General features: G+C 62.7%; 24 protein-coding genes. 12 read left to right on the top strand and 12 right to left on the bottom strand.

Annotated elements, in window-relative coordinates; translation table 11 throughout:
• Window positions 1-2: 2 nt before the first annotated feature.
• The 7 genes from moaB to ACO07C_RS09840 all read right to left on the bottom strand — a co-directional run bounded on the left by moaB (window position 3) and on the right by ACO07C_RS09840 (window position 5,443).
• Window positions 3-557, bottom strand: a complete 555-nt coding sequence (gene moaB, locus ACO07C_RS09870; RefSeq protein ID WP_421913989.1) for a molybdenum cofactor biosynthesis protein B — start codon at window positions 555-557, stop codon at window positions 3-5.
• Complete coding sequence (locus ACO07C_RS09865) at window positions 544-1,440, bottom strand: 4-(cytidine 5'-diphospho)-2-C-methyl-D-erythritol kinase (protein ID WP_421913987.1); 897 nt, start codon at window positions 1,438-1,440, stop codon at window positions 544-546. Before ACO07C_RS09865 ends, moaB begins: the two co-directional genes overlap by 14 nt.
• Before the next feature lie 26 nt (window positions 1,441-1,466).
• Window positions 1,467-1,652, bottom strand: coding sequence for a hypothetical protein (locus ACO07C_RS09860; RefSeq protein ID WP_421913986.1), 186 nt, complete (start codon window positions 1,650-1,652; stop codon window positions 1,467-1,469).
• An 84-nt stretch (window positions 1,653-1,736) separates the two neighbouring features.
• Window positions 1,737-2,597, bottom strand: coding sequence for a S49 family peptidase (locus tag ACO07C_RS09855; protein WP_421913985.1), 861 nt, complete (start codon window positions 2,595-2,597; stop codon window positions 1,737-1,739).
• Window positions 2,598-2,702: 105 nt separating this feature from the next.
• A complete protein-coding gene (locus tag ACO07C_RS09850; protein ID WP_421913984.1) occupies window positions 2,703-3,503 on the bottom strand; it encodes a tRNA1(Val) (adenine(37)-N6)-methyltransferase in 801 nt (266 codons plus the stop codon).
• On the bottom strand, window positions 3,503-3,727 hold the full coding sequence (locus ACO07C_RS09845; protein WP_227348552.1) for a DUF2007 domain-containing protein: 225 nt from the start codon (window positions 3,725-3,727) through the stop codon (window positions 3,503-3,505). Before ACO07C_RS09845 ends, ACO07C_RS09850 begins: the two co-directional genes overlap by 1 nt.
• Window positions 3,728-3,796: 69 nt before the next feature.
• Window positions 3,797-5,443 carry an alpha/beta hydrolase gene (locus tag ACO07C_RS09840; protein WP_421913983.1) on the bottom strand — a complete coding sequence of 549 codons (1,647 nt, stop codon included), beginning with the start codon at window positions 5,441-5,443 and terminating at the stop codon, window positions 3,797-3,799.
• Window positions 5,444-5,597: 154 nt separating this feature from the next.
• On the opposite strand from ACO07C_RS09840, the gene ACO07C_RS09835 reads away from it, so the two are divergent.
• From ACO07C_RS09835 to ACO07C_RS09815, 5 genes are all read left to right on the top strand, one after another.
• Entirely contained in the window at window positions 5,598-6,614 is a 1,017-nt protein-coding gene (locus ACO07C_RS09835; protein ID WP_421913982.1) for a polyprenyl synthetase family protein, read from the top strand.
• Window positions 6,615-6,744: 130 nt separating this feature from the next.
• A complete protein-coding gene (locus ACO07C_RS09830; RefSeq protein ID WP_421913981.1) occupies window positions 6,745-7,413 on the top strand; it encodes a GntR family transcriptional regulator in 669 nt (222 codons plus the stop codon).
• 184 nt (window positions 7,414-7,597) lie between these two features.
• Window positions 7,598-8,191, top strand: a complete 594-nt coding sequence (locus ACO07C_RS09825) for a biotin transporter BioY (protein WP_421913979.1) — start codon at window positions 7,598-7,600, stop codon at window positions 8,189-8,191.
• 9 nt (window positions 8,192-8,200) lie between these two features.
• Window positions 8,201-8,641, top strand: coding sequence for a DUF1284 domain-containing protein (locus ACO07C_RS09820; protein WP_421913978.1), 441 nt, complete (start codon window positions 8,201-8,203; stop codon window positions 8,639-8,641).
• A 221-nt stretch (window positions 8,642-8,862) separates the two neighbouring features.
• Window positions 8,863-10,638, top strand: a complete 1,776-nt coding sequence (locus ACO07C_RS09815) for a tetratricopeptide repeat protein (protein ID WP_421913977.1) — start codon at window positions 8,863-8,865, stop codon at window positions 10,636-10,638.
• A gap of 53 nt (window positions 10,639-10,691) precedes the next feature.
• On the opposite strand, the gene ACO07C_RS09810 is transcribed toward ACO07C_RS09815, so the two are convergent.
• Window positions 10,692-11,153 (bottom strand): GNAT family N-acetyltransferase, encoded by a 462-nt coding sequence (locus ACO07C_RS09810; protein WP_421913976.1) that lies wholly within the window; start codon window positions 11,151-11,153, stop codon window positions 10,692-10,694.
• A gap of 240 nt (window positions 11,154-11,393) precedes the next feature.
• Here ACO07C_RS09810 and ACO07C_RS09805 point away from each other — a divergent pair, with 240 nt between their 5' ends.
• The gene (locus tag ACO07C_RS09805; protein ID WP_421913975.1) at window positions 11,394-12,338 is read left to right on the top strand and encodes a glycine--tRNA ligase subunit alpha; all 945 of its coding nucleotides are present in this window, start codon (window positions 11,394-11,396) and stop codon (window positions 12,336-12,338) included.
• Here the strand turns inward: ACO07C_RS09805 and ACO07C_RS09800 are convergent.
• Window positions 12,335-12,478: a hypothetical protein gene (locus ACO07C_RS09800; protein WP_421913974.1), complete on the bottom strand. Its 144-nt coding sequence runs from the start codon at window positions 12,476-12,478 to the stop codon at window positions 12,335-12,337. The two genes, ACO07C_RS09805 and ACO07C_RS09800, sit on opposite strands and share 4 nt — an antisense overlap.
• Before the next feature lie 223 nt (window positions 12,479-12,701).
• Between ACO07C_RS09800 and glyS the strand changes: the two genes are divergently transcribed.
• Both glyS and ACO07C_RS09790 read left to right on the top strand, forming a co-directional pair.
• A complete protein-coding gene (gene glyS, locus ACO07C_RS09795; protein ID WP_421913973.1) occupies window positions 12,702-14,858 on the top strand; it encodes a glycine--tRNA ligase subunit beta in 2,157 nt (718 codons plus the stop codon).
• Window positions 14,859-15,040: 182 nt separating this feature from the next.
• Window positions 15,041-15,403, top strand: coding sequence for a hypothetical protein (locus ACO07C_RS09790; protein WP_421913972.1), 363 nt, complete (start codon window positions 15,041-15,043; stop codon window positions 15,401-15,403).
• A 104-nt stretch (window positions 15,404-15,507) separates the two neighbouring features.
• Here the strand turns inward: ACO07C_RS09790 and ACO07C_RS09785 are convergent, their stop codons facing one another.
• Window positions 15,508-15,987, bottom strand: coding sequence for a hypothetical protein (locus tag ACO07C_RS09785; protein ID WP_421913971.1), 480 nt, complete (start codon window positions 15,985-15,987; stop codon window positions 15,508-15,510).
• A gap of 162 nt (window positions 15,988-16,149) precedes the next feature.
• Here ACO07C_RS09785 and ACO07C_RS09780 point away from each other — a divergent pair, with 162 nt between their 5' ends.
• From ACO07C_RS09780 to ACO07C_RS09770, 3 genes are all read left to right on the top strand, one after another.
• On the top strand, window positions 16,150-17,124 hold the full coding sequence (locus tag ACO07C_RS09780; RefSeq protein WP_421913970.1) for an L-threonylcarbamoyladenylate synthase: 975 nt from the start codon (window positions 16,150-16,152) through the stop codon (window positions 17,122-17,124).
• A gap of 9 nt (window positions 17,125-17,133) precedes the next feature.
• The gene (locus ACO07C_RS09775) at window positions 17,134-18,564 is read left to right on the top strand and encodes an FAD-binding oxidoreductase (RefSeq protein WP_421913969.1); all 1,431 of its coding nucleotides are present in this window, start codon (window positions 17,134-17,136) and stop codon (window positions 18,562-18,564) included.
• A gap of 184 nt (window positions 18,565-18,748) precedes the next feature.
• The gene (locus ACO07C_RS09770; protein WP_421913968.1) at window positions 18,749-19,318 is read left to right on the top strand and encodes a DUF6101 family protein; all 570 of its coding nucleotides are present in this window, start codon (window positions 18,749-18,751) and stop codon (window positions 19,316-19,318) included.
• Window positions 19,319-19,324: 6 nt separating this feature from the next.
• Here the strand turns inward: ACO07C_RS09770 and ubiA are convergent, their stop codons facing one another.
• Both ubiA and ACO07C_RS09760 read right to left on the bottom strand, forming a co-directional pair.
• Window positions 19,325-20,308 carry a 4-hydroxybenzoate octaprenyltransferase gene (gene ubiA, locus ACO07C_RS09765; RefSeq protein ID WP_421913967.1) on the bottom strand — a complete coding sequence of 328 codons (984 nt, stop codon included), beginning with the start codon at window positions 20,306-20,308 and terminating at the stop codon, window positions 19,325-19,327.
• A 163-nt stretch (window positions 20,309-20,471) separates the two neighbouring features.
• The gene (locus ACO07C_RS09760) at window positions 20,472-21,383 is read right to left on the bottom strand and encodes a LysR family transcriptional regulator (protein ID WP_421913966.1); all 912 of its coding nucleotides are present in this window, start codon (window positions 21,381-21,383) and stop codon (window positions 20,472-20,474) included.
• Between the two features lie 89 nt (window positions 21,384-21,472).
• On the opposite strand from ACO07C_RS09760, the gene ACO07C_RS09755 reads away from it, so the two are divergent.
• A complete protein-coding gene (locus ACO07C_RS09755) occupies window positions 21,473-22,267 on the top strand; it encodes a phytanoyl-CoA dioxygenase family protein (protein WP_421913965.1) in 795 nt (264 codons plus the stop codon).
• The last annotated feature ends 141 nt before the right edge of the window (window positions 22,268-22,408 follow it).

Below are 22,408 nucleotides of genomic sequence, written 5' to 3'. Positions count from 1 at the left end.
GATTATGCGGTCCTGGTGCCGCGCTTGAGATGTTCATCCAGGCGCGGCATGATCTCGACGAAGTTGCAGGGCATGTGCCGATAGTCGAGTTGCGGCTTCAATATACCGTCCCAGGCGTCCTTGCAGGCGCCAGGTGAGCCCGGCAGCACGAAGACGAAGGTGGCATTGACGACGCCGCCGGTGGCGCGGCTCTGGATCGTCGAGGTGCCGATCTTGTCATAGGAAATGCGGTGGAACACTTCGGAAAAGCCGTCCATGCGCTTTTCGAAGATAGGCTCCAGCGCCTCCGGCGTCACGTCGCGGCCCGTGAAGCCGGTGCCGCCGGTGGTGATGACAACGTCGATCGCCGCATCCTTCGACCAGCCCAGCACCTTATCGCGGATCTTTTCTCGGTCGTCGGTGACGATATCGCGGGCGGCCAGTGTATGGCCGGCCTCTGCGATGCGGTCGGCCAGCGTCTGGCCGGATTTGTCATCGGCAAGGCCGCGCGTGTCCGAAACGGTTAGCACGGCGATGCGGACCGGAATGAAGGGGCGGCTCTCGTCAGTCCTGGCCAAGGGAATCAGCCTCCGATGTCAGGCTTCGCGTTGCCGCGACGAACCAGTCGGGTTGGCGGCCGCGAATCTCGGCCGCCGCGCGCTTCGCCACATTGCCGGTCTCAAACAGCCCGAAACATGTCGCGCCTGAGCCGGACATCCGCGCAAACCCCGCCCCCGCCCTGTTCAACTGAGACAGCGCCCTCCCGATGGCGGGCTGCATGGCGAGTGCCGCGGGCTCAAGATCGTTGCGCGTGATCTCCAGCCAGTTGCGCACGCCGTGGAAGTCGAGAACGCGCGGAAGCGGTGGCAGCCCCTCATGGTCGCGACGGGTCAGCGCCTTGAACACGTCGGCCGTGGCAACGGCGGTACCTGGATTGACCAGCACCAGTCCAAGCGACGAAAAATCGGGCGCCATCGACAATTCCTCGCCGATACCACGGGCGATCAGCGGCTTTGCGGCGAGGCACATCGGCACATCGGCCCCGAGCGCAAGACCGATCCGCGCGAGAGCGGCTTTGTCGATGTCGAGATTCCAAATCTGCACGAGACCACGCAGGACCGCTGCCGCATCGCTGGAGCCGCCGCCAATGCCGGCCGCGACCGGCAGGTTCTTCTCCAGCCTGATGGCGACAGGCGGGGTCTTTTGGAGACCGGCTTCTTTTCGCAGCGCGTCGCGCGCCTGCAGCACCAGATTGGCGCCATCTAGCGGCACCTCGGAAGCGTATCGGCCAGACACCGAAAACGTGTCGCCGTCCGCCAACTCCGTTTCGATCCTGTCGCCAAATCTGGTGAATACGGCCAGGCTTTCGATCCGATGATAGCCATCGTCACGCCTGCCGGTGACGTGCAGCGCGAGGTTGACCTTGGCATGCGCTGCCCACGTCCGAGCGCCGGAATTCACTGTCTCAGCCGCTATAGGGATGATGTTCAGTCCTTGGCCAGCCGGTATTCACCGGTCTTTGGATCCTTGACCAGCGTTCCCATCGTTCCGTTGGCGGCTTGCTTCTCGGCACGCCGCACCTTTGCCGTCACACGATCGGCTTCCTTTACGAAGGACCGGTACCCGAAATAGGCGGCCACGCCGACGACAGCTAGGAAAATGATCTGGGGCATGTCAAAAACTCCTCCCTCGCAAGGCCGGCGAAGGCGGCCGGTCGGGTGGGTCAAGTCTCTATGCTAGACGTGTTTGTGGCTTTTTCAAAGCCCGAAGCGAGCCCACAAAGCGCGCTCTTCCGCCGCATCGACCACACCGCTGGCGGCAGCGGCGGCGATGTCGGGCGCCGAAAAGCCCTTGGCGGAGCCGAACAGGCCGAACCGGCTGAGGAATCCGCGCGGCGGCGTCACTAGCCGGAGCTGGGTTTTGGGCCCGAAGCGGGTTTTCAACACGGAGCGCATGTCGCCCAGCGCATCGACAAGGCCGAGTTCCAGTCCCTTCTTGCCGGTCCAGAACAGGCCGGTGAACAGGTCCGGATCGTCCTTGAGTTTCCTGCCACGCCGGTCCTTCACCAAGTCGATGAACGTGTCGTGCACTTCAAGCTGCAGCGCCTTCAGCCGCTCGACGTCTTCCTTCTTCTCCGGCTTGAACGGGTCTAGAACCGCCTTGTTCTGGCCGGCGGTGTGGACGCGGCGCTCAACGCCGATCTTTTTCATCAGCTCGGGAAAGCCGAACGAAGCCGACACGACGCCGATCGACCCGACGATGGAGGACGGATCGGCAAAGATCTCGTCGCCGGCTACCGCGATCATATACCCGCCCGATGCCGCCACATCCTCGACGAAGACCAGCACCTTCTTGTTCTTCTCTGTCGCCAGGTCGCGTATGCGCTTGAAGATCAACCGTGACTGAACCGGCGAGCCGCCGGGCGAATTGATCGATATGGCGACTGCCGGCGCGTCGAAGGAGAATGCCTTTTCGATGAGCCCCGCGGTAGAGGCTAGCGACAGGTTCTGCCGAAACTGCCCCCCTGACATGATGGTGCCATGCAACCGGACGACCGGAACGGTGACCACGGTGGAGCGCCAGGATTTCGGCAGCAGGCGGTTGAAAAGGCGTTTCACGAGGTTGCTGTCTCCGGTCAATCGATTGAAGACATGTAGGAAGTCCCCCGCCAACGGCAATGCCTCCAGGGCGTGCAGCGGTTCTTGGGCACGCGGTCTCGGAAGTCAGTCACCGAACAGCGACGCAAGCCCGTTGTTGATCATCTCCGTCCGCTCCGCGGGGCCGTTGCCCGATTCCGCATGAAGCATCAATGGCGGCCGGATCGACAGTTTGCCGCGCGCGCCGAGTGCGGCCCTGACGACGATGCGGATGGCCGCTGCCTCCGGACGTGGATGGACCGACAGCATTTCTGTGTCGCCAAAGCGACCGGCCATCGCATCGAGGATGGCGCCAAGCTGCTCGGGCCGCGCAATGACCGAAAGGCCGCCACGCGGCTTCACCACGGCCGCGGCGCTACGGATCCAGCTCTCGAACAGCCCGTCCTCCATCACATGCGCTTCTCTTCTGAGCGCGTCGGGCGTGGCACGGTCCTGGGCCGCGTTGAACGGCGGGTTCATGATGACGAAGTCGAACGTGTTGTCTCTCAGGCCGGCAGCAGTGCGGGCTCGGCCCGACAGCGCGACATCGGCCGTCAGCACCGAGGCCCGGTCGCTGAGATGGGCATTGCCCGGATGGGCAAGCGTCGTCGCGGCAAAGGCTGCCATTTCCGGTGAGCGTTCGACGAGCACCGCTTCGGCCGAGGGGCAGCGCGACAGCACCGCCAGGGCCGCCGCGCCGGCGCCGGCGCCGAAATCGGCAAGACGCCCGGCAAAGGATGAGGGTACCGAGGCCGCCAGCATCATGGCGTCCATTCCGGCGCGGTGCCCGCCTTGCTTCGGCTGTACGAGCCAGAAGCGCCCGCGATGGAATGCGTCGACCGTATGGGCCGGCATATCCGGGGCGAGGGCGGCGGGTGCGGCGGGCATTATTTCTGGCGGATCTCGTTGGCTATGCCGGCGTCCGTCAGGATACGCCGCGCCGCATCGGCCTGGTCGGCGTCGACCATGACGCGTCGCGGCAGGATGCCGATCGATCCATCGAGCACGCTCATGTTCTGGTCGGCGACGAAGCAGCCAATGCCGGCGTCGCGCATCAGCGATTCGACAAAGGAAATGATGACGGCGTCGTTGGTGCGGATCAGTTCTATCATCCAACGAAACTCGCAGCTTGGCCGTCCGATGTAAACGGGCACGGGGATTCAAACACTTCCGGGACCTCGTCACTGCGTCGCGAAATGACGCTTCAACCGCGCGACATCATCCGCCGACCAGCCCTGTACGTCCGTTACGGCCATCCACGCGTCGATGTAGTGCGCCGGCGCGTAGACGTGGCCATGCCCCATCGGCATCGTTGCGGCTCCCGCCATGTCCACGGCGAGTTGGAGGAACGTCACGATCGGATACCACCGCAATTCGGGGGAAACGTCGGGCCCGCGCGGGCGGTTCATCCACGCTGGTGCCCGGTAGAATGATCGCGGTTCGAAGAACGTCACCGCGTCGCTGGCGTATTGCAGATAGACGACGCGCATCGGCCCCCAATGCGCGCCAGGGATATCGAGCGCGTTCGTCTGGTTGGTGAACCTCACATAGGAACCGTCGCGAAAGCGTGGCAACCATGCGGGTGAATCCGGATTGCGGTTGCTGGTGATCGAGCGCCATATGCGGCTCGAATAGGGCGGTCCGCTCCACAGCGCGCCTTGGTAAGGATCGCCGAGCACCTCGAACATTTCGTTGGATTGTTCGGAGTTCATGGCGCCGAGGCTGAGCCCGTGCAGATAGAGCCTTGGACGGTGGTCTTTCGGCAGCTTGGTCCAGTAGCCATAAACCTCTTTGAAAAGAGCCCGCGCGGCTTCGCCGCCGTAACCGGGCTCCACCATCAGCGACAACCAACTCGGCAGATAGGAATACTGGATGGCGACGCTGGCGACGTCGCCGCGCTGCAGATATTCGAGCGTGTTCATCGCGGCGGGATCGACCCAGCCCGTTCCGGTTGGGGTGATGATGACAAGAACGGAGCGGTCGAATGCGCCGACTCGCTCAAGCTCCGCCAGCGCCAGGCTGGCTCTCGCTTCCGGCGTGTCGGCGGAGCGCAATCCGGCATAGACGCGGATCGGCTCCAGCGCGGCGCTGCCCAGGAAGGACCGCAGGTCCTGTTTGCTCGGACCGGTCGATACGAATTCCCGTCCCGTCCGCCCAAGGTGTTCCCAGTCGAGCAGCGAGGCGGCACTGCCGGTCTTTTGAGGATCGGCCGGCTGCTTGATGTCGTCTTCCAGAAGCGCGTCGAGCTGCCTGTAAGAACTGTCGGCGACGTGTAGCGCATAGCGCAGGAGAACGCCATTGATGACACTTCCGAACAGCACGACCGCGACCGAAATCCCGATCATCATGGCGACGCGCCGTGGAATGAAGCCACGAAGCCTGCCGGCGATGAACCGGAAGGTGAGTTGGAACAGCCTCGCCAGCATCACGAGCACGACGAAAGCAATCAGCGCGATCAGGCCGACCTGGAATGGCCGGGCGCTGTCCACGGGCGGCAAGTCCATCAGGCTTCGTATCGAATTCTGCCAGTCCGAGGCGCGCCACAGAAAGACCAGGGCAATCCCGGCGCAAACAGCGGCCGAAAGCAGCTTGATGAACCGTGCCCGGTGTGCACCGGGCCTGGGAAGCTCCAGATATGTCCACAGCCAAAGGCTGAAAACGCCGACGCCATAGCCCGCGGCGAGGCAGAATCCGGAAAGAACGCCTTGCACCAGAAAGGTGCGGGGATTGAGCGATGGTGTGAGCGACGCCGCGAAGAAGAGCGTGCCGACAAGCAGGCCCACTGTCGAGAAGGAGTGCCACAGTCTGATGACGCAACCCTTTATCATTGGCCGACCGTAACGCACCGTGGTAGCGGGTCAACAAGCTGTTACGCTCACCGCGCCAATTCGCCACTTGCCGTGCCGGTGTCTGCCGCCATAGAGTCCAGATCGGGACTAAGGGTGCCGTCGCACGCGTTTATCCAGGACGGGAGTATCTGTGGTGGGTGTCGTTCTCAACATCGAAAACGGGAAGCGGGAACCCGCCTCCATCAAGGATCTGATCGACCTGACCGCCGCCGACATGGGGCGCGTCAACGAGTTGATTCTGTCCAAGGCCGGCTCGGACGTGGAGATGATCCCCGAAGTGGCCAACCATCTGATCTCGTCGGGTGGCAAGCGGCTGCGGCCGATGCTGACGCTCGCCGCCGCCCAGATGTTCGGCTATGCCGGCGAAGGCCACGTCAAGCTCGCCACATCGGTCGAGTTCATGCACACCGCAACCCTTCTTCACGATGATGTCGTCGACGAAAGCGGCATGCGGCGCGGCAAGAAGACCGCGCGCATGATCTGGGGCAACCAGGCGAGCGTGCTGGTCGGCGATTTCCTGCTCGGGCAGGCCTTTCGCATGATGGTGGATGTCGGATCGCTGGAGGCGCTCGACATCCTGTCCAGCGCGGCCTCGATCATCGCCGAGGGCGAGGTTATGCAGCTTGCCGCAGCCAAGAACCTCGAAACCACCGAGGATGAACATTTCGCGGTCATCAAGGCCAAGACGGCGGCGCTGTTTTCCGCCGCCGCGGAAGTTGGTCCCGTGATCGCCCAGGCGACCCGCAACGATCGGGCGGCACTTCGCTCCTATGGCATGAACCTCGGGCTTGCCTTCCAACTGATCGACGATGCACTGGACTATGGTGGTACCAGCAAGGACCTCGGCAAGAATGTCGGCGATGATTTCCGCGAGGGCAAGGTGACCCTGCCTGTGATTCTCGCCTATCGCCGCGGCACCAAGGCCGAGCGCACGTTCTGGAAACGCGCCATCGAGGAGAATGTCACCGATGACGCCGGCCTGGAAAGGGCGATCGGCCTGATGACCCGCCACGGCGCCATCGCCGACACGATCGTGCGCGCCCGCCACTTCGGCGAGATCGCCCGCGACGCGCTGGCGCCGCTGGAAGCGACGCCTCAGAAGTCGGCGCTGATCGACGTCATCGATTTCTGCATCAGCCGGGTGAACTGATCGGCTCCGCTCGCGGCTGCCAGAACGGCCGTGTCGAAAGTCTCAAGGATGCAAGTGCTCTGAACGTGATGGCGGCAAATTCCGGTTTGCCTGTCTCGACAATCTGTCGCGTAGCAAATTATCTATAAAAATGGCAAAGAGCACAGACGAGACCATCGCTGTCCGGATCAGCAAGGCGCTGGCGGACCGGATCATATCGGGGGCCATCGAACCTGGTGCCCGCCTGCGGCAGGATCACATCGCCGAGGAATTCGACACCAGCCATGTTCCGGTACGCGAGGCTTTCCGGCGCCTGGAGGCGCAGGGGCTGGCGATCAGCGAGCCACGTCGCGGGGTGCGTGTCGCGGCGTTTGACCTGGGCGAGGTCAAGGAAGTCGCTGAAATGCGGGCCTCACTCGAGGTGTTGGCGTTGCGCCACGCTGCTCCGCACCTGACATCAGCCATTCTCGACCTGGCGGAAGAGGCGACCAAGGCCGGCGATAAATCTCGCGATGTCCGGTCGTGGGAGGAGGCAAACCGCGCCTTTCATCGGCTGATTCTTGCACCTTGCAGTATGCCGCGCCTCCTCGCCACCATTGATGACCTGCACGCCGCAAGCGCACGCTTCCTGTTCGCCGCATGGCGCTCGGAGTGGGAGACCCGCACCGACCAGGACCATCGGGCCATCCTGACCGCGCTTCGGCAGGGCAACACCGAATCGGCGGCGGCAACGCTCGGACGGCATGTGCAGTGGATCGGCCGCAAGCCGGTCAGGACGGCGTCGGGGTCAACGCGTGAGGCCTTCGCCATCGTCGGCTAGGGTCTGTTGGCGCAAGCCTTCAGTCGTTGGATTTCCAAGCCTCCTTGCCTCGGACAAGCCCGGGATACGGCCTGGCTGAGTGCTTTTCTTGCACGAGGGGTTGCCTTCCATTTCGATTTGTGGATTCGATAATAGATCAAAGTATGAAATTATCTATAATTCTGATCGGCCACAAGGAAGCATCATGACCGACATCGCACTCGCCGTCCGCGGCCCCTCTTTCAGTCCGCTCCGGCTTCAGGATCGATCCCTTGGCTGGCAGGCCGGCGCCGTTGTTCTCGGGACACTGTTTCTGGCGCTGTCGTCCTACATAGAAGTACCGATGGTTCCGGTTCCCGTGACCATGCAGACCTTCGCCGTGACCCTTGTTGGAGCGCTCTATGGCTGGCGGCTTGGCGCACTCACGATCACGGCATGGCTGGTCGAAGGCGCGGCTGGCTTTCCGGTTCTGGCCGGCGGGGCGGCCGGTGTGCAGCACTTCGTCGGACCAACAGGTGGCTATCTCTTCGCCTTTCCAATCACTGGCGCGCTTGTCGGCTGCTTGGCCGAGCGTGGCTGGAACGGCAGCCGTGTCGTGCTTGCCTTTGTCGCCATGCTGCTTGGCAACCTTGCCTGTCTTGCTCTGGGTACAGCATGGCTCGCCGCGATGATCGGTGTGGAAAAGGCCGTCACGTTCGGCTTCTTGCCGTTCATCGTCGGTGGGCTGCTCAAGTCGGGGTTGGCCGCCGCGACGCTCAAGCTGTTTTCCTCCAACAGGGCGAAGCCAGCCAATCCCTGATTGCAAGAGATGACCATAAGGCTGCGTCCTCACCACTTGCTGTGCCTGTTGACTTACGTCGGCAAAGGATACGGCCCCGCGTTCACCGCCAACTACGATGGGATCGCGGAGCGCCTTTGTCTGGGCGAGGACATCCTTGTCGTTTCCGGTCCCGACGATATCTGCGCTCCGTTGCTTAGCGAGCCGGAGCCGCATTGCTGGGCCGAGAGCGTTGTCGAGCGGGATCGGCTTGCGGCCCGGGATGTCGCGGATCTGCTGGCTCGGCCCATAGGCTCCGGCATCCGCCTTGACCTCGACGCATCGACATTGGCGCGGATGCGGGAGGCCTTTTCCGCCGGCCTCACGCGCAATGCTTGCCTGGGCTGCGAATGGGCCGGACTGTGCAGTCAGGTTGCAGCCGGTGGGTATCCGGATACGCGCGTGCAAAGAATCAACGGCTCGAATCCCTGATGTCCGCCGCTGTTGAAAATGAATTTTTATGGCGCTCAGCCCCTATTTAAGGCTAGGTTGCCGCCCGACTCCATGTGGCCATGCTTTATTAATTGCATGACCCGATTGTGAATTCGGGCCGGATTGAAGCGTGACCCCAAAAAGGCCATGCTTTGCCCGGAAAGATCGAGTCTAAGGCGATCCCGCTGGTGCGGAGATGGCGCCCGGCTGAAAGGGATACGATGCGGCAAGGACGTGCGCGCTGGCTGACAGGGCTGGCAATTGTGACGGGCATGGCGATTTCGGGTCTGCCAGCCTATGCCAAGCAAACCACCGAACCGGTCAAGATCACGTCTTTCTCGGGAGCCTATCTCGCAGCTCGGATTGCCGAGGGCGATAATGATCTCGACAATGCCATTGCCTACTACAAGCAGGCGCTGGCCTTCAATCCAAGCGACACCGGCCTGCAGCAAAGCCTGATGCTGTCGCTGATCGCGCAAGGGCGCTTCGACGAATCCCTCGTCTATGCCGACAAGCTCAAGGACGTTCCCGATGTCGAACGGTTCTCGCGCCTGGCGCTGGCGGTCGACTCCTTCCACAAGAAGGATTTTTCCAAAGCCGAATTCTGGCTGAAGCTGTCGCTTGAATCCGATCTCGACCGGCTCATCGCCGGCGTCATGACCGGCTGGGCCAAGCAGGGCGCCGGCGACACCACGGATGCCATGGCCTCCATCGACAAGCTCCAGGGCCCGGACTGGTTCGGTCTCTTCAAATCCTTTCATCGCGCGCTGATCGCCGATGCGGCAGGTTTGCCCGACAGGGCCGAAGCACTCTACACCGCGACAATGCAGGACACCGCGGCCGGCAGCGCGGCGCCGGAAACATGGATGCGCAGCGCGCAGGCCTATGCTTCCTTCTTTGCCCGCAAGGGCGACAAGGCCAAGGCGCTTGCGGTGCTCGACCAGGCCGAGGCATTCTCGCCTGGCAAGCTCGAGATCGCTGCCCTCCGCGACAAGATCAACAAGGGTGAGAAGGTCCCGCCCTTTGTTGCCACTCCGTCGGAAGGTGCCTCGGAAATCCTGCTCGATCTTGCCACCGCGCTCAATCGCGGCGGCGGCGAGCCGTTCGTTCGTCTCTATCTGCAATATGCGCTGGCGCTGCGGCCAGACAGCGATGCGGCACTTGTCCAGCTCGCCGCCGTTTCCGAGCAGTTGAAGGACGGCGAGGGCGCCATTGCCCTTTACCGGCGGATCCCCGACTCTTCCCCGCTGAAGGAACTTTCGGACCTGCAGCTCGGGCTCAACCTGGCCGACCTCGGCCGCAATGACGAGGCGATCAGCCATCTGAAAAGTTTCGTCGACGCTCATCCCGATGACATGCGCGCCTATCTGGCGCTGGGCGGGGTCTATTCCTCGAAGGAAGACTTCCGGTCGGCGGCTGAGCTCTATGACAAGGCTGTCGCTACGATCAAGGCGCCCGTCGCCGCCAACTGGACCATCTTCTACCAGCGCGGCATCGCCTACGAGCGGCTGAAGGAATGGCCGAAGGCCGAGCCGAACTTTCGCAAGGCGCTGGAACTGTTCCCCGACCAGCCGCAGGTTCTGAACTATCTCGGCTATTCCTGGGTCGACATGAACATCAATCTCAAGGAAGGCCTTGCGATGATCCAGAAGGCCGTCGACCTGCGGCCGAGCGACGGCTATATCGTCGATTCGCTGGGTTGGGCCTATTTCCGCCTTGGCAGGTTTGATGACGCCGTTCGCGAAATGGAACGCGCCGTGTCGCTGAAGCCTGAGGATCCGGTTCTGAACGACCACCTGGGCGATGCCTATTGGCGCGTCGGCCGCAAGCTTGAAGCCACCTACCAGTGGAACCAGGCTCGCGATCTCAAGCCGGATCCCGACGTGCTCGCCGCCTTGCAGCAAAAGCTGTTGAAGGGCCTTCCGCCGATCGAATCCAACACGGCGCAGGAAACGCAGAAGGCGAAGCCTGAGCCGACGCCCGCGCCGAAGGGATAAGGATCGGCGATCTTGATTTGCAAACGGGGCTCCTTTGGGAGCCCCGTTTCGTTTCAGAACAGCTTTCGGTAGACCACAAACCCGGACCCTTCCCCGATCTTGTCGTAGAGCCTCATCGCCGTGTGGTTGGTTTCATGCGTAAGCCAATACACCCGGCCGGAGCCGGCGGCCCGCGCCCGCTCGTAGACGCCGTTGATGAGCGCCCCGCCGATGCCCTGGCCCCGCGACGCCACATTGGTGAACAGGTCCTGCAGATAACAGTTCGGCGCGATCGCCGTGGTGCTGCGGTGGAACAGGTAGTGCACCATGCCGAGAAGCCGCCCTTCGCTCTCGGCAACCAGCGCATGAACCGGCTCATAGGCATCGAAAAAGCGCGACCATGTCATCTGCGTGATCTCGTCGGGCAGGGCTGTCTCGCCAGAGCGCCCGTAAAACGCGTTGTAGCCATCCCAAAGCGGCAGCCATTGGTCGAAATCGCCTCGCGTGACAGGACGAATGGTGATCGGGTCGGGCATGGCTGGTTTGCTCTCGCTGGCCGTATGGAGCGCCGAAGAGACTGCGTCCGCTTGTCATCGGCAATGGGCCAGCGCGCGGCAAAGCATTCGACATTTCTTTGCTCGTCGGCAGCCGGGCTCGCGAGCCTTGCCTTGACGCCTGTGGGGCGGACATCTAGAGCGTGGTCCGAGAAGAGGCGGACGTTCCGGCCGCAATGGCTACCCGGAAAGTTTCGCATCCCACCGCTCCGCGAGGCCGCAGTGACAACCAACATCCCCGCCCACATGCATCCCAGCCGCTCCTTCCAGGGGCTGATCCTGACCTTGCACAACTACTGGGCCGAGTATGGTTGCGTCATCCTGCAGCCCTACGACATGGAAGTCGGCGCCGGCACGTTTCACCCGGCCACGACGTTGCGCGCGCTTGGGCCCAGGGGCTGGAACGCGGCCTATGTGCAGCCTTCGCGCCGGCCGAAGGACGGCCGCTACGGCGAGAACCCCAACCGGCTGCAGCATTATTATCAGTACCAGGTGATCCTGAAGCCGAACCCGCCCAATCTGCAGGAGCTCTATCTCGGTTCGCTCGCCGCGATTGGCGTCGATCCGCTGCTGCATGATATCCGCTTCGTCGAGGATGATTGGGAAAGCCCGACACTGGGGGCCTGGGGCCTTGGCTGGGAATGCTGGTGCGATGGCATGGAAGTGTCGCAGTTCACCTATTTCCAGCAGGTCTGCGGCATCGAATGCGCGCCGGTGGCCGGCGAACTGACCTACGGTCTGGAACGGTTGGCCATGTATGTGCAGGGCGTCGACAATATCTATGACCTCAATTTCAACGGCCGCGAGGGCGCTGAAAAGGTCACCTACGGCGACGTCTTCCTGCAGGCCGAGCAGGAATATTCGCGCCACAATTTCGAATACGCCAATACGGCGATGCTGCTGCGCCATTTCGAGGACGCCGAAGCTGAATGCAAGGCTTTGCTGGCTGCTGGCGCGCCCGCGTCGAACGACAACCTTCCGATGCACAAGATGGTGTTCCCGGCCTATGACCAGTGCATCAAGGCCAGCCATGTCTTCAATCTTCTCGACGCGCGCGGTGTGATTTCGGTCACCGAGCGGCAGAGCTACATCCTGCGTGTACGCAATCTGGCGAAGGCCTGCGGCGAGGCGTTTCTGCTGACGCAGGCGGGCGGGGTCGCGGCTTAGCTCTTCATCGACAGGACGGTGAAAGCTTCCATCGTCTGCAAGGCACGGCGGACGCCCGGCATTGCGAATGTGCCATGAACCTGTGCCGCGAAGCAGGCGCTGAGCGCCAGGATGTGCAGGAGTCTCGATGCCGTTTTCATGGTCGTTCAGCCAATGGTTCTCTGCCTGAGCGTGGGTCGCTTCAGCGCTGCTTTCGGTTCATGGAAATCGTTGACCGAGCGACGAGGAGGCTGGCGTCACCCCGACAGCGGTTCGAGAGCACCCCGAAAGCGGTCGAAGTCAGCGATCAGCGCGCGGAAAGGGTGACAGCGGCCAGCCGAGTTGCTATGCCCCGCGCGGAACATAGCTGCGTGAGCCTCATCCATGCCTGATCTGCTTCTAGAACTTCGCTCCGAGGAAATTCCCGCGCGCATGCAGCGCAAGGCGGCGGGCGACCTGAAGAAGATGCTGACCGATGGTCTGGTAGAGGCCGGCCTGACCTATGAGGCGGCGCGCGAGTACTGGACGCCGCGGCGCCTCACGCTCGATATCAGGGGCCTGAACGCGCGCTCCAAGGATATCCGCGAGGAAATCAAGGGGCCGTCGACGACGGCACCAGAACAGGCCGTCCAGGGCTTCCTGCGCAAGGCGGGCCTGTCCTCGATCGCAGAAGCGCATGTCCATTCCGACCCGAAGAAGGGTGATTTCTACGTCGCCCACATCTCGAAGCCAGGCAGGGCGGCTGAAGACATCATCGCCGAACTGGTGCCGGGCATCATCCGCGCTTTCCCCTGGCCGAAATCGATGCGCTGGGGGCCAGCCTCCGCGAAGCCGGGTTCGCTGCGCTGGGTACGGCCGCTGCAGACCATCTTGTGCACCTTCGGTCCGGAGACCGAGGAGCCGGTGATCGTCGACTTCGAGATCGACGGCATCCGATCCAGCAATGTCACCTACGGCCACCGCTTCCATGCGCCGGGCGCAATCACCGTGCGCCGCTTCGACGACTATGTCTCCAAGCTCGAGGCTGCCAAGGTCGTGCTCGATGCCGACCGCCGCAAGGAGATCATCCTTGCCGACGCCAGGAATCTGGCTTTCGCCAACGGGCTCGACCTGGTCGAGGATGAAGGCCTGCTGGAGGAAGTGTCCGGGCTCGTCGAATGGCCGGTGGTGCTGATGGGTGAATTCGAGCAGGATTTTCTGGCCATTCCGGCCGAGGTGATCCGCCTTACCATCCGCGCCAACCAGAAATGCTTCGTCACGCGACCGCAAGGCGCGGACGAGGGTCTTTCCAATCGCTTCATCCTGACCGCCAACATCGAAGCCAGCGACGGCGGCAATGAGATCGCGCGCGGCAACGGCAAGGTCGTGCGCGCCCGCCTGTCCGATGCGCTGTATTTCTGGAAGACCGACCAGGGTGATCTTCCTGATCTCGACCAGTTGCAGGTTTCGGCGGAAAAGTTCGGGCTCGACCTGACCAAGCCGCTGGACCAGCGCATGGCTCGGCTCGATCATCTTGGCGTGACCTTCCACGCCAAGCTTGGCACGCAAGGCGAGCGGGTGGGGCGCATCAAACGGCTGGCGGAGGAACTGGCGCCGACGGTGGGTGCCGATGCCGCGCTTGCGCGCCGCGCTGCTGTGCTGGCCAAGGCCGATCTCACCACCGAAGTGGTTGGCGAATTTCCCGAACTGCAGGGCGCCATGGGCCGCAAGTACGCGTTGCTGCAGGGCGAACATCCATCCGTGGCGGCGGCCATCGAGGAACACTACAAGCCGCAAGGCCCCTCCGATTATGTGCCGAGCGACCCGGTGTCGGTCGCCGTGGCGCTCGCCGACAAGCTCGATACGCTGGTCGGCTTCTGGGCCATCGATGAAAAACCGACGGGTTCGAAGGACCCCTATGCGCTGCGCCGTGCAGCGTTGGGCGTGGTGAGGATTCTGGTCGAAAACCGTATCCAGCTCAAACTGGCTTCCGTCTTCGCCTGCGCTGCCGCGCCCTACGCAGGGGATAGTGCGGACCAAGTCCGCGATCTCTTGGCCTTCTTCCACGACCGCCTGAAGGTCTACCTCCGCGACCAGGGAGCCCGCCACGATCTGATCGACGCTGTGATCACGCCGCGGTCCGACGACCTCTTGCAGATCGTGCGCCGCGTCGAAGCGCTCGGCAAATTCCTCGAGACCGAGGATGGCAGGAACCTGCTCGCCGGCACCAAGCGCGCGGCCAATATCCTGGCCGCCGAGGAGAAGAAGAAAACGCTGGTCGCCGAACATGTCGAGCCGGCGCTTCTTCGCGAAGATGCTGAGAAAACGCTGTTCGCGGCGGTGAATCAGGCTGAGAAGCAAGCCGGCGAAGCGATTCAAAACGAAGATTTTTCCGCCGCCATGCTGGCGCTTAGCGTTTTGCGTGAACCGGTTGATTCATTCTTCGAACGGGTTCTCGTGAATGATGAGGACCAGGCGGTGCGCGCCAATCGCCTGGCACTGCTCACCCGCATCCGCACGGCAACCGACCAGGTCGCGGATTTCTCCAAGATCGCCGGTTGAGAGTTCGAACCGAAGGTTCGCGTTAGCGAAACGTGGATTGCGTTTTGCTTCGCGGACCTGTGGTTCGTGCGGGATCATGCTCAGAAAAATCGGGCCCTGAGTCCGAGAAAATATTTGTTCCGGCCGGCTGTTCGAGCCGGCTTACAGTCATATGACGATGATCTCCCCGTGGCAAAAGGGACATGTTCCCCAACCCAACGGAGGCTTCCATGAATTCCGCTCACGAAATCGAAGTGACTGAAGAAACCTCGGGCTCCACCGAGGCGCTTGAATCCGCTTCCGAAACCACCGTCGAACATGCCGCCGCCGCGGTCGAAGCCGACGACCAGTCGCATGACCACGAGGTAGGCGACGACCACGAGGAGAGCGAAGGCGAAGAAGCCGCTACACTCTCGGGCGACGACGAGGACGAAGACGATGAAGACGGCGAACACGATGATGAAGACGATGAAGCCGAAGAGGGCGTGACGTCTGAAGGCAATCACGCCGACGACGAGGAAGAGGACGAAGAGTCCGACGACGCCGACGAACACGTCGCGGCCTGACATCTTCCAATTGCGATTTTCTGTCGACAGGACAGGGCGGCGTGCGAACGTCGCCCTGTTTTGTTGACGCCTCGGCTTCCGTCAGACTTCGAAAGTGCCGACGGTTACTTGAGCTTTCCGATACCGGGAATGGGGGTCGGCTGTGGCGTCGCGGCAGGCGTGCCCGCAGACGAAGCGACCTTCTTGTTAGCAGCCACGCCGTTCGGGGGCATTGCGCCAGCGGTTCCCGATGCTGGCATCGGTTTGGTTGCCGCCGGCGTCGGGGCGACGGCAGTGGCCGCTGGGGCGCTCGCAGCCGGTTGATCGAAGGCACCGCCAACGACGCCGCCACGAATGATCATCGGCGCTTGCATCGGCCCATTGCTGGCCGTTGGCTGGTCGGGAAGCGCGGCCACCTTCTCATAGGTGACATCCGGCCTCGGCTCGCCAAGCGCGACGACCGACGGCTTGGCGTCTGGCGCGGCGAGCCTGATCACGGATGGCGTCGAGCCTGGCAACCCAAGCAAGATCAGAGAGGAGGCTTGTGCCGTGCCGGCGATTGCCGCCAGCGACAGGACAACAGAACCGACGATGGGAATACGCACGATGATGAACCCCTTGCCCAGCTAGCCGGCACCATACCGTGCGGGGGATTGATGTCGGCTTGCGTGGAAACATACCATTTTAGGCATTTAGAATTTGCCAATGCCTGGACTTGCCCCGCCGGCACCGCCGTATTACGCACCAGCCTCCATGAGGTGATGAGAGTGGCTGAGATAATTTTCGTCGCGGAGGCGATGGAGCGGGCGCTGGCGCTGCTCGAAGGGGGCGATGTCGTCGCCATACCCACCGAAACCGTCTACGGGCTGGCAGGGGACGCGACCAACGGCATTGGGGTCGCGCGCATTTTCGAGGCCAAGGGCCGCCCGCGCTTCAATCCGCTGATCGCTCATGTCGCCGACATGGCGATGGCCGAGCGTATCGCGTTGTTTGATCCGCTGTCCAGAAAGCTGGCCGAGACATTCTGGCCGGGACCACTGACCTTGGTGCTGCCGCAGCGGCCGGGCAATGGCATTCATCCGCTGGTCACCGCCGGGCTGGATACGATCGCGCTGCGCATGCCCAGAGGCTTTGGCGGCGACCTGATCGCGAGGCTCGGCCGCCCGCTTGCCGCGCCAAGCGCCAATTCATCGGGCAGGATCAGCGCGACGACGGCGCAGGCCGTGTTCGGCGATCTCGGCGGCAGGATCAGGCTGGTGGTCGATGGCGGCGCGACGCCGGTGGGTCTGGAATCGACGATCGTCAAGATCGAAGGCTCGCGGGTTCGTCTGCTGAGACCCGGCGGCATCGCGGTCGGAGAGATCGAACTGGCCCTGGGCAAGACACTGCTGCGCGGCGCGGCCGCGGGGATCGAAGCGCCAGGCATGCTCGCCTCGCACTATGCGCCGGGTGCGGCGGTGCGGCTCAACGCCCATGCGGTGGACCTAGGTGAAGCCTTGCTGGCCTTTGGCAGCCGGCGCGCCGCCGGATGGGAACATGCCGTAGCCCTGTCCAATCTGTCCGAGAGCGGTGACCTGCGCGAGGCGGCGAGCAATCTCTTTGCCTATATGCAGGATCTTGACCGCAGCGGTGCGAGCACGATCGCCGTGGAGCCGATCCCGTTCGAAGGATTGGGCGAAGCGATCAATGACAGGCTTTCGCGCGCCGCCGCCCCCCGTGACAACATCGTTTCAGAGACATAGCTTGCTCTCATGGCCGACAATTCCAGAAACCTCGACCCAACCCTGATTGAACGCTTCGCGACAATCGTCGGTGAAAAATATGCGCTGCGCGACCAGCAGGACATCGCGCCCTACATCACCGAGCGGCGCGGCCTGTGGCATGGCAGCACCTCGCTGGTACTCAGGCCAGGCAGTGTCGAAGAGGTCAGCCAGATCATGCGCCTGGCAACCGAAACGGGAACGCCGGTCGTGCCGCAAAGCGGCAACACCGGCCTGGTCGGCGCCCAGGTGCCGGATGCATCCGGCCGCGAGATCGTGCTGTCGCTGTCGCGATTGAACCGCATCCGTGAAATCGATGTTCTGTCCAACACGGTCACGGTCGAGGCCGGCGTCATCCTGCAGACGGTCCAGGAAGCGGCAGATGCCGCCGACCGGCTGTTTCCATTATCGCTCGCGGCACAAGGGTCCTGCCAGATAGGCGGCAATCTTTCCTCGAATGCCGGCGGCACCGGCGTACTTGCCTATGGCAATGCGCGCGAACTGTGCCTGGGTGTCGAAGTCGTGTTGCCGACCGGAGAAGTGTTCGACGATTTGCGCAAGCTGAAAAAGGACAATACCGGCTACGATCTGAAGAATCTTTTCGTCGGCGCGGAAGGCACGCTCGGTGTCATCACTGCCGCCGTGCTCAAGCTTTTTCCAAGGCCGAAGGGTCGCGAAGTGGCCTTTGTCGGCCTCTCGTCGCCTGAAGCCGCACTGTCCTTGTTCGGTCTGGCAATGGACCGTGCCGGTGCCGCGCTCACCGCTTTCGAACTGATCGGCAAGCGGCCATATGATTTCACGCTTTCGCACGCCCAGGGCGTTGTGCCGCCTCTGGCCGAGGATTGGCCATGGTACGTACTGATGCAGATTTCTTCTGGCCGCTCGGCGGAGGACGCAAGGGGGTTGATCGAGGAGGTGCTGTCGGTTGGCCTCGAGCAGGAGATTGTCGGCGACGCCGTCATCGCCGCAAGCCTAGCCCAGGCCGAAGCCTTCTGGAATTTCCGCGAGGTATTGCCGGAAGCCCAAAAGCCCGAAGGCGCATCGATCAAGCACGACATTTCGGTTCCCATCGCGTCGATACCGCGGTTCATCGAGAAGGCGGCGGAGGCCGTGGCTTCGGTAAGCCCGGGCGCGCGCGTGGTCTGCTTTGGCCACATGGGTGACGGCAACCTCCACTACAACATCTCCCGGCCTGTCGACGGCAATGACGAGGCGTTCCTCGATCTCTACCACGCGATGAACAAGGCGGTGCATGATGTGGTGCGTAGCTTCCAAGGTTCTATCTCGGCCGAGCATGGCATCGGTCAGTTGAAGCGGGATGAACTGATCGCCACGGCGCCGCCGATGGCGATCGACCTGATGCGCAAGGTGAAAGCGGCGTTCGATCCGGCCGGGATCATGAATCCTGGTAAGGTTATCTGATCCTTTCAAGATGTTGTGTCTGGTTGCATTCCGATAACCATCCCTGAGATCAGCAAAATTTAACCGACTTTCTTAAGCGGGGCGGTAAGGACCCGGCGCTACTGTCTCCTCACAAACGAGGTCGGAAAAACCGGCCCGGAGAGAACCGGACACCGGCTCTCAGGAGAGAGACAGGAAGGCACTTATGAACACCGGACTGAAGCCAGTCTGGGCGGGACGCAACATGCGCCTCGACCCATTTCGCCTGCCGCAAGTGGTGAGCTATGCCACGCGCGACGACTACGGCGATGTTACTTTCACCATCGACCAGCGTGGCGCTGTCATTCGCCGCATGCTGGAGATGAGCGGCGTGCCGGCGATCATTGCTTTGCCCGCCAACGCGTTCCGCGGCGTCGCCGCCCGCGCGATGGAAGATCCCGACGGCAATGTCACGGTGACACTGGAACTGCTGCACAATGATCCGATGCTGTCGGTGCCGCTGCTCGTGGCCGACGATCTCGACGATGTCGCCGCCGACTGGCGCGCCTGGGCCGATGCCTACCGCCTGCCCATGCTGCTGATCGAATCCGACGGCGTTGCCCGCACTCTGGAAGAATCGCTTGGCGCCGCCATCAAGACGCTGCCGGCGCAGGATCGCCGCAAGGGCCGCATCTCCAACATGCGCCGCCCGCGCTTCCTCGCTCGCCGCAGGTCGGGCGACCTTGGCCTCAGGCTGGTTATCGGCGGCCAGGAGATCATTTCTCGCGAGGAATAGGGCGCACTACACCAGCGGCTTCAGCGCCACCCACAAGGCGCCGCCGATCAAGCCCAGGAAGATCAGCCATCCGACCTGGTTGTTCGACTTGAACAGCCGCAGGCACTGGTCGGCATCGTCGATGTCCAGCACGGAAATCTGCCTGATCATATGGGCGCCGGCGGCGATCAGTCCGGCAAGCGCCGGCACGGGCGCCTGCGCCGAAGCGAAGGCGATGGCGAAGCACACCAGCGCCCCGCCATAAAGACCGACAAGCCATGTCTTGGTGTCGTCACCGAACAGCCGTGCGGTCGAGCGCACGCCGACGATGGCGTCGTCCTCCTTGTCCTGATGCGCGTAGATCGTGTCATAACCGATCACCCACAGGATCGAGCCGATGTAGAGCATGATGGCCGGGCCATCGATGTCGCCGAACTCCACCGCCCATCCCATGAGCGCACCCCAGGAAAACGCAAGTCCGAGAACGAATTGCGGCCAGTTGGTGAATCGCTTCATGAACGGATAGACGGCGACGATGACGAGCGAACAGATGCCGAGCAGAATGGCGAAGCTGTTGAATTGCAGCAGAACCGCGAGGCCGAGCAGTGCCTGAATGACAAGGAACAGCCATGCCTTTCGGCGTGTGACCTTGCCGGCGGGCAGCGGCCGCGAACGCGTGCGCTCGACCTGATTGTCGATGTCTTCGTCGACGAGGTCATTGTAGGTGCAGCCGGCGCCGCGCATTGCGATGGCTCCAATCAGGAACAGCGCGAGATACCACGGCGCCGGCAGCAGGGAGAGCAGCGGGTCGCCGGGGCGCGGATAGGCACTTGCCGCAAGCGCTGCCGACCACCAGCAAGGCCACAAAAGCAGCTGCCAGCCGATTGGTCTGTCCCATCGCGCAAGCTGCGCGTAGGGCCAAAGCCAACGCGGGAGGATCCGGTAGACCCAATGGCCACTCGGCGCGTCGGCAACGCGACCCTGGGCTGCTTTCGACTGGACAGGTTCCATTGTGCTGGAGTGGCAGCGAAGGCAGAAGCCGTCAAGCGCCAAGCTGCGGCCAGACGCATGCCGCCCAAAAGTGGCTCCGGTTTGGGCGAACGACATGCATGGATGCAAAGACCGCAAGCGAATTGCATGAATCCGTTCAGACCCGATGCGCTATAGGCCAGTTTCAGCCGGTGAAGACATCGTGCGTGGAGAACCAACCCTTAGCCACTTCGATAAACGCCAGCGCGGCGTTCGACAGCCGCTGGCGCGTGTCATGCGTGAGGATGATCCTCTGCATGGGTAGCGGGTCCGACAGCGGTTTGCAGATCAGCGGCAGGCCGTCATAGCTGCGATCGCCATGCGGCCTCGTGTAGCTCACCGCGACGCCGAAGCCATTGGCGACCATGCTGCGCTGGAGCTCGAACGAACTTGTCATGATATCGGCCACGGGAGAGAGGCCACGGCTCAGGAACAGGTCGAGCATATGCTGCCAGCTCTGGGGCTGGTCCGTGGTGATCAACGGATAGGCAGCCAGGTCCGCAAGGCTCACCGCGGGGCGATCCGCCAGCGGGTGTCCGGCTGGCAAGAGCGCATGCGGCCGAAGCTCATGCAGCAGGATTCGGGCGAAGTGCGAGGGCAGGCCGAGATCGTAGGTAAGGCCCATATCCACGGCCGAATCGCGGATGCGTCGGCCCAGCGTCTCGAAGGTCTCGTCGCGTACGACGATCTCGACAGCCGGGCAGCGCTGCGAGAAGGACCGGATGAGCGCCGGTGCAAAATAGGGCGCTAGGTCCTCGAAACATCCCAGAACGAGCTCCCCGGCGATTGCGGCTTCGCGTGATCCAAGACCGCTCAACTCGTCGGCCTCGGCCAGGACCTGCTTCGCCTTGGCCACAGCGGCGCGACCGAACGAGGTCAGCGAAATGCCGCTTCCCCGTTGGCGGACGAAGAGTTTCTGGCCGAAAGCCTGCTCGACATTGTCGATCGCGACGGAAATCGATGGCTGCGAGACATTCAGCGTCCTTGCCGCGGCGGTAACGCTGCCATGGCGGGCGACAGCGACCAGATAACGCAATTGCACCAAGGTTAGATTCATAGGCTGTCACTATGTGATGTATGAGAAGTTATTATTTTACCCGATATGAAAGCGCTGCGATAGTCGGCCATCCAATGCAGGAGAAACCAATGGCTGCCCGACATATCGACACTCAGACAATTGCCGACTACCAGCGCGACGGTGCTGTCTGCATACGCGGCGCCTTCAAGGGCTGGGTCGACACGATCGCGGCCGGCATCGAGCGCAATATGCAGAACAGAAGTGCCACCGCGTCCGACATCGCCAATGGCAAAGGCAGTTTCTTCGACGATTACTGCAACTGGGAGCGCATCCCCGAATTCGTGAAAGTTGTCAGGGAATCGCCGGCAGCCGAACTGGCGGCCGCGGTGATGCAGTCACGTACGGCTCAATTCTTCCACGATCATGTACTGGTCAAGGAGCCGGGCACGCAGAAGCCGACGCCTTGGCATCAGGACATTCCCTATTACTTTGTCGATGGACAACAGACGGTCAGCTTCTGGATTCCCATCGACCCGGTGAAGGAGGCGACACTGCGGCTGATTGCCGGCTCGCACAAATGGGACAAGATGATCCTCCCGGTGCGTTGGCTCGACGACAGCAATTTCTATGCCGGCGACAGTGACTATCTGCCGGTGCCAGATCCCGACAACGATCCGACCCTGAAGGTCCTCGAATGGGAAATGGAACCTGGCGACGCGATCCTTTTTGACTTCAGGACCGCGCACGGCGCGCGCGGCAACATGACGGCGGCACGGCGCAGGGCGCTATCGCTACGGTGGGTCGGCGACGATGCGCGCTATATCGAGCGGCCCGGCCGTACGTCACCTCCCTATCCCGGCCACGGCATGAAGCCGGGCCAGAAACTGCGCGAAGACTGGTTCCCTGTCGTCTTCCAAGGCTGATGCGGATCGCCGATGATACCCTTCGGAGTCGCCCGCGGGCGACCCCGGCGCTGTCAATCTCGTGCGCAATCGCGGCTAATGTCGCCAAATGTCTTGACCCGTCGGCGAACGGGCAATAGCGCAGTCTCGTTGTCGAACGGC

Origin of the sequence: Mesorhizobium sp., assembly GCF_965229135.1 — a bacterium.
Taxonomy (GTDB): Bacteria; Pseudomonadota; Alphaproteobacteria; order Rhizobiales; family Rhizobiaceae; genus Mesorhizobium.
The sequence above is the reverse complement of the archived record's forward strand: the minus strand, read 5'-3'. Positions and strand labels throughout refer to the sequence as shown.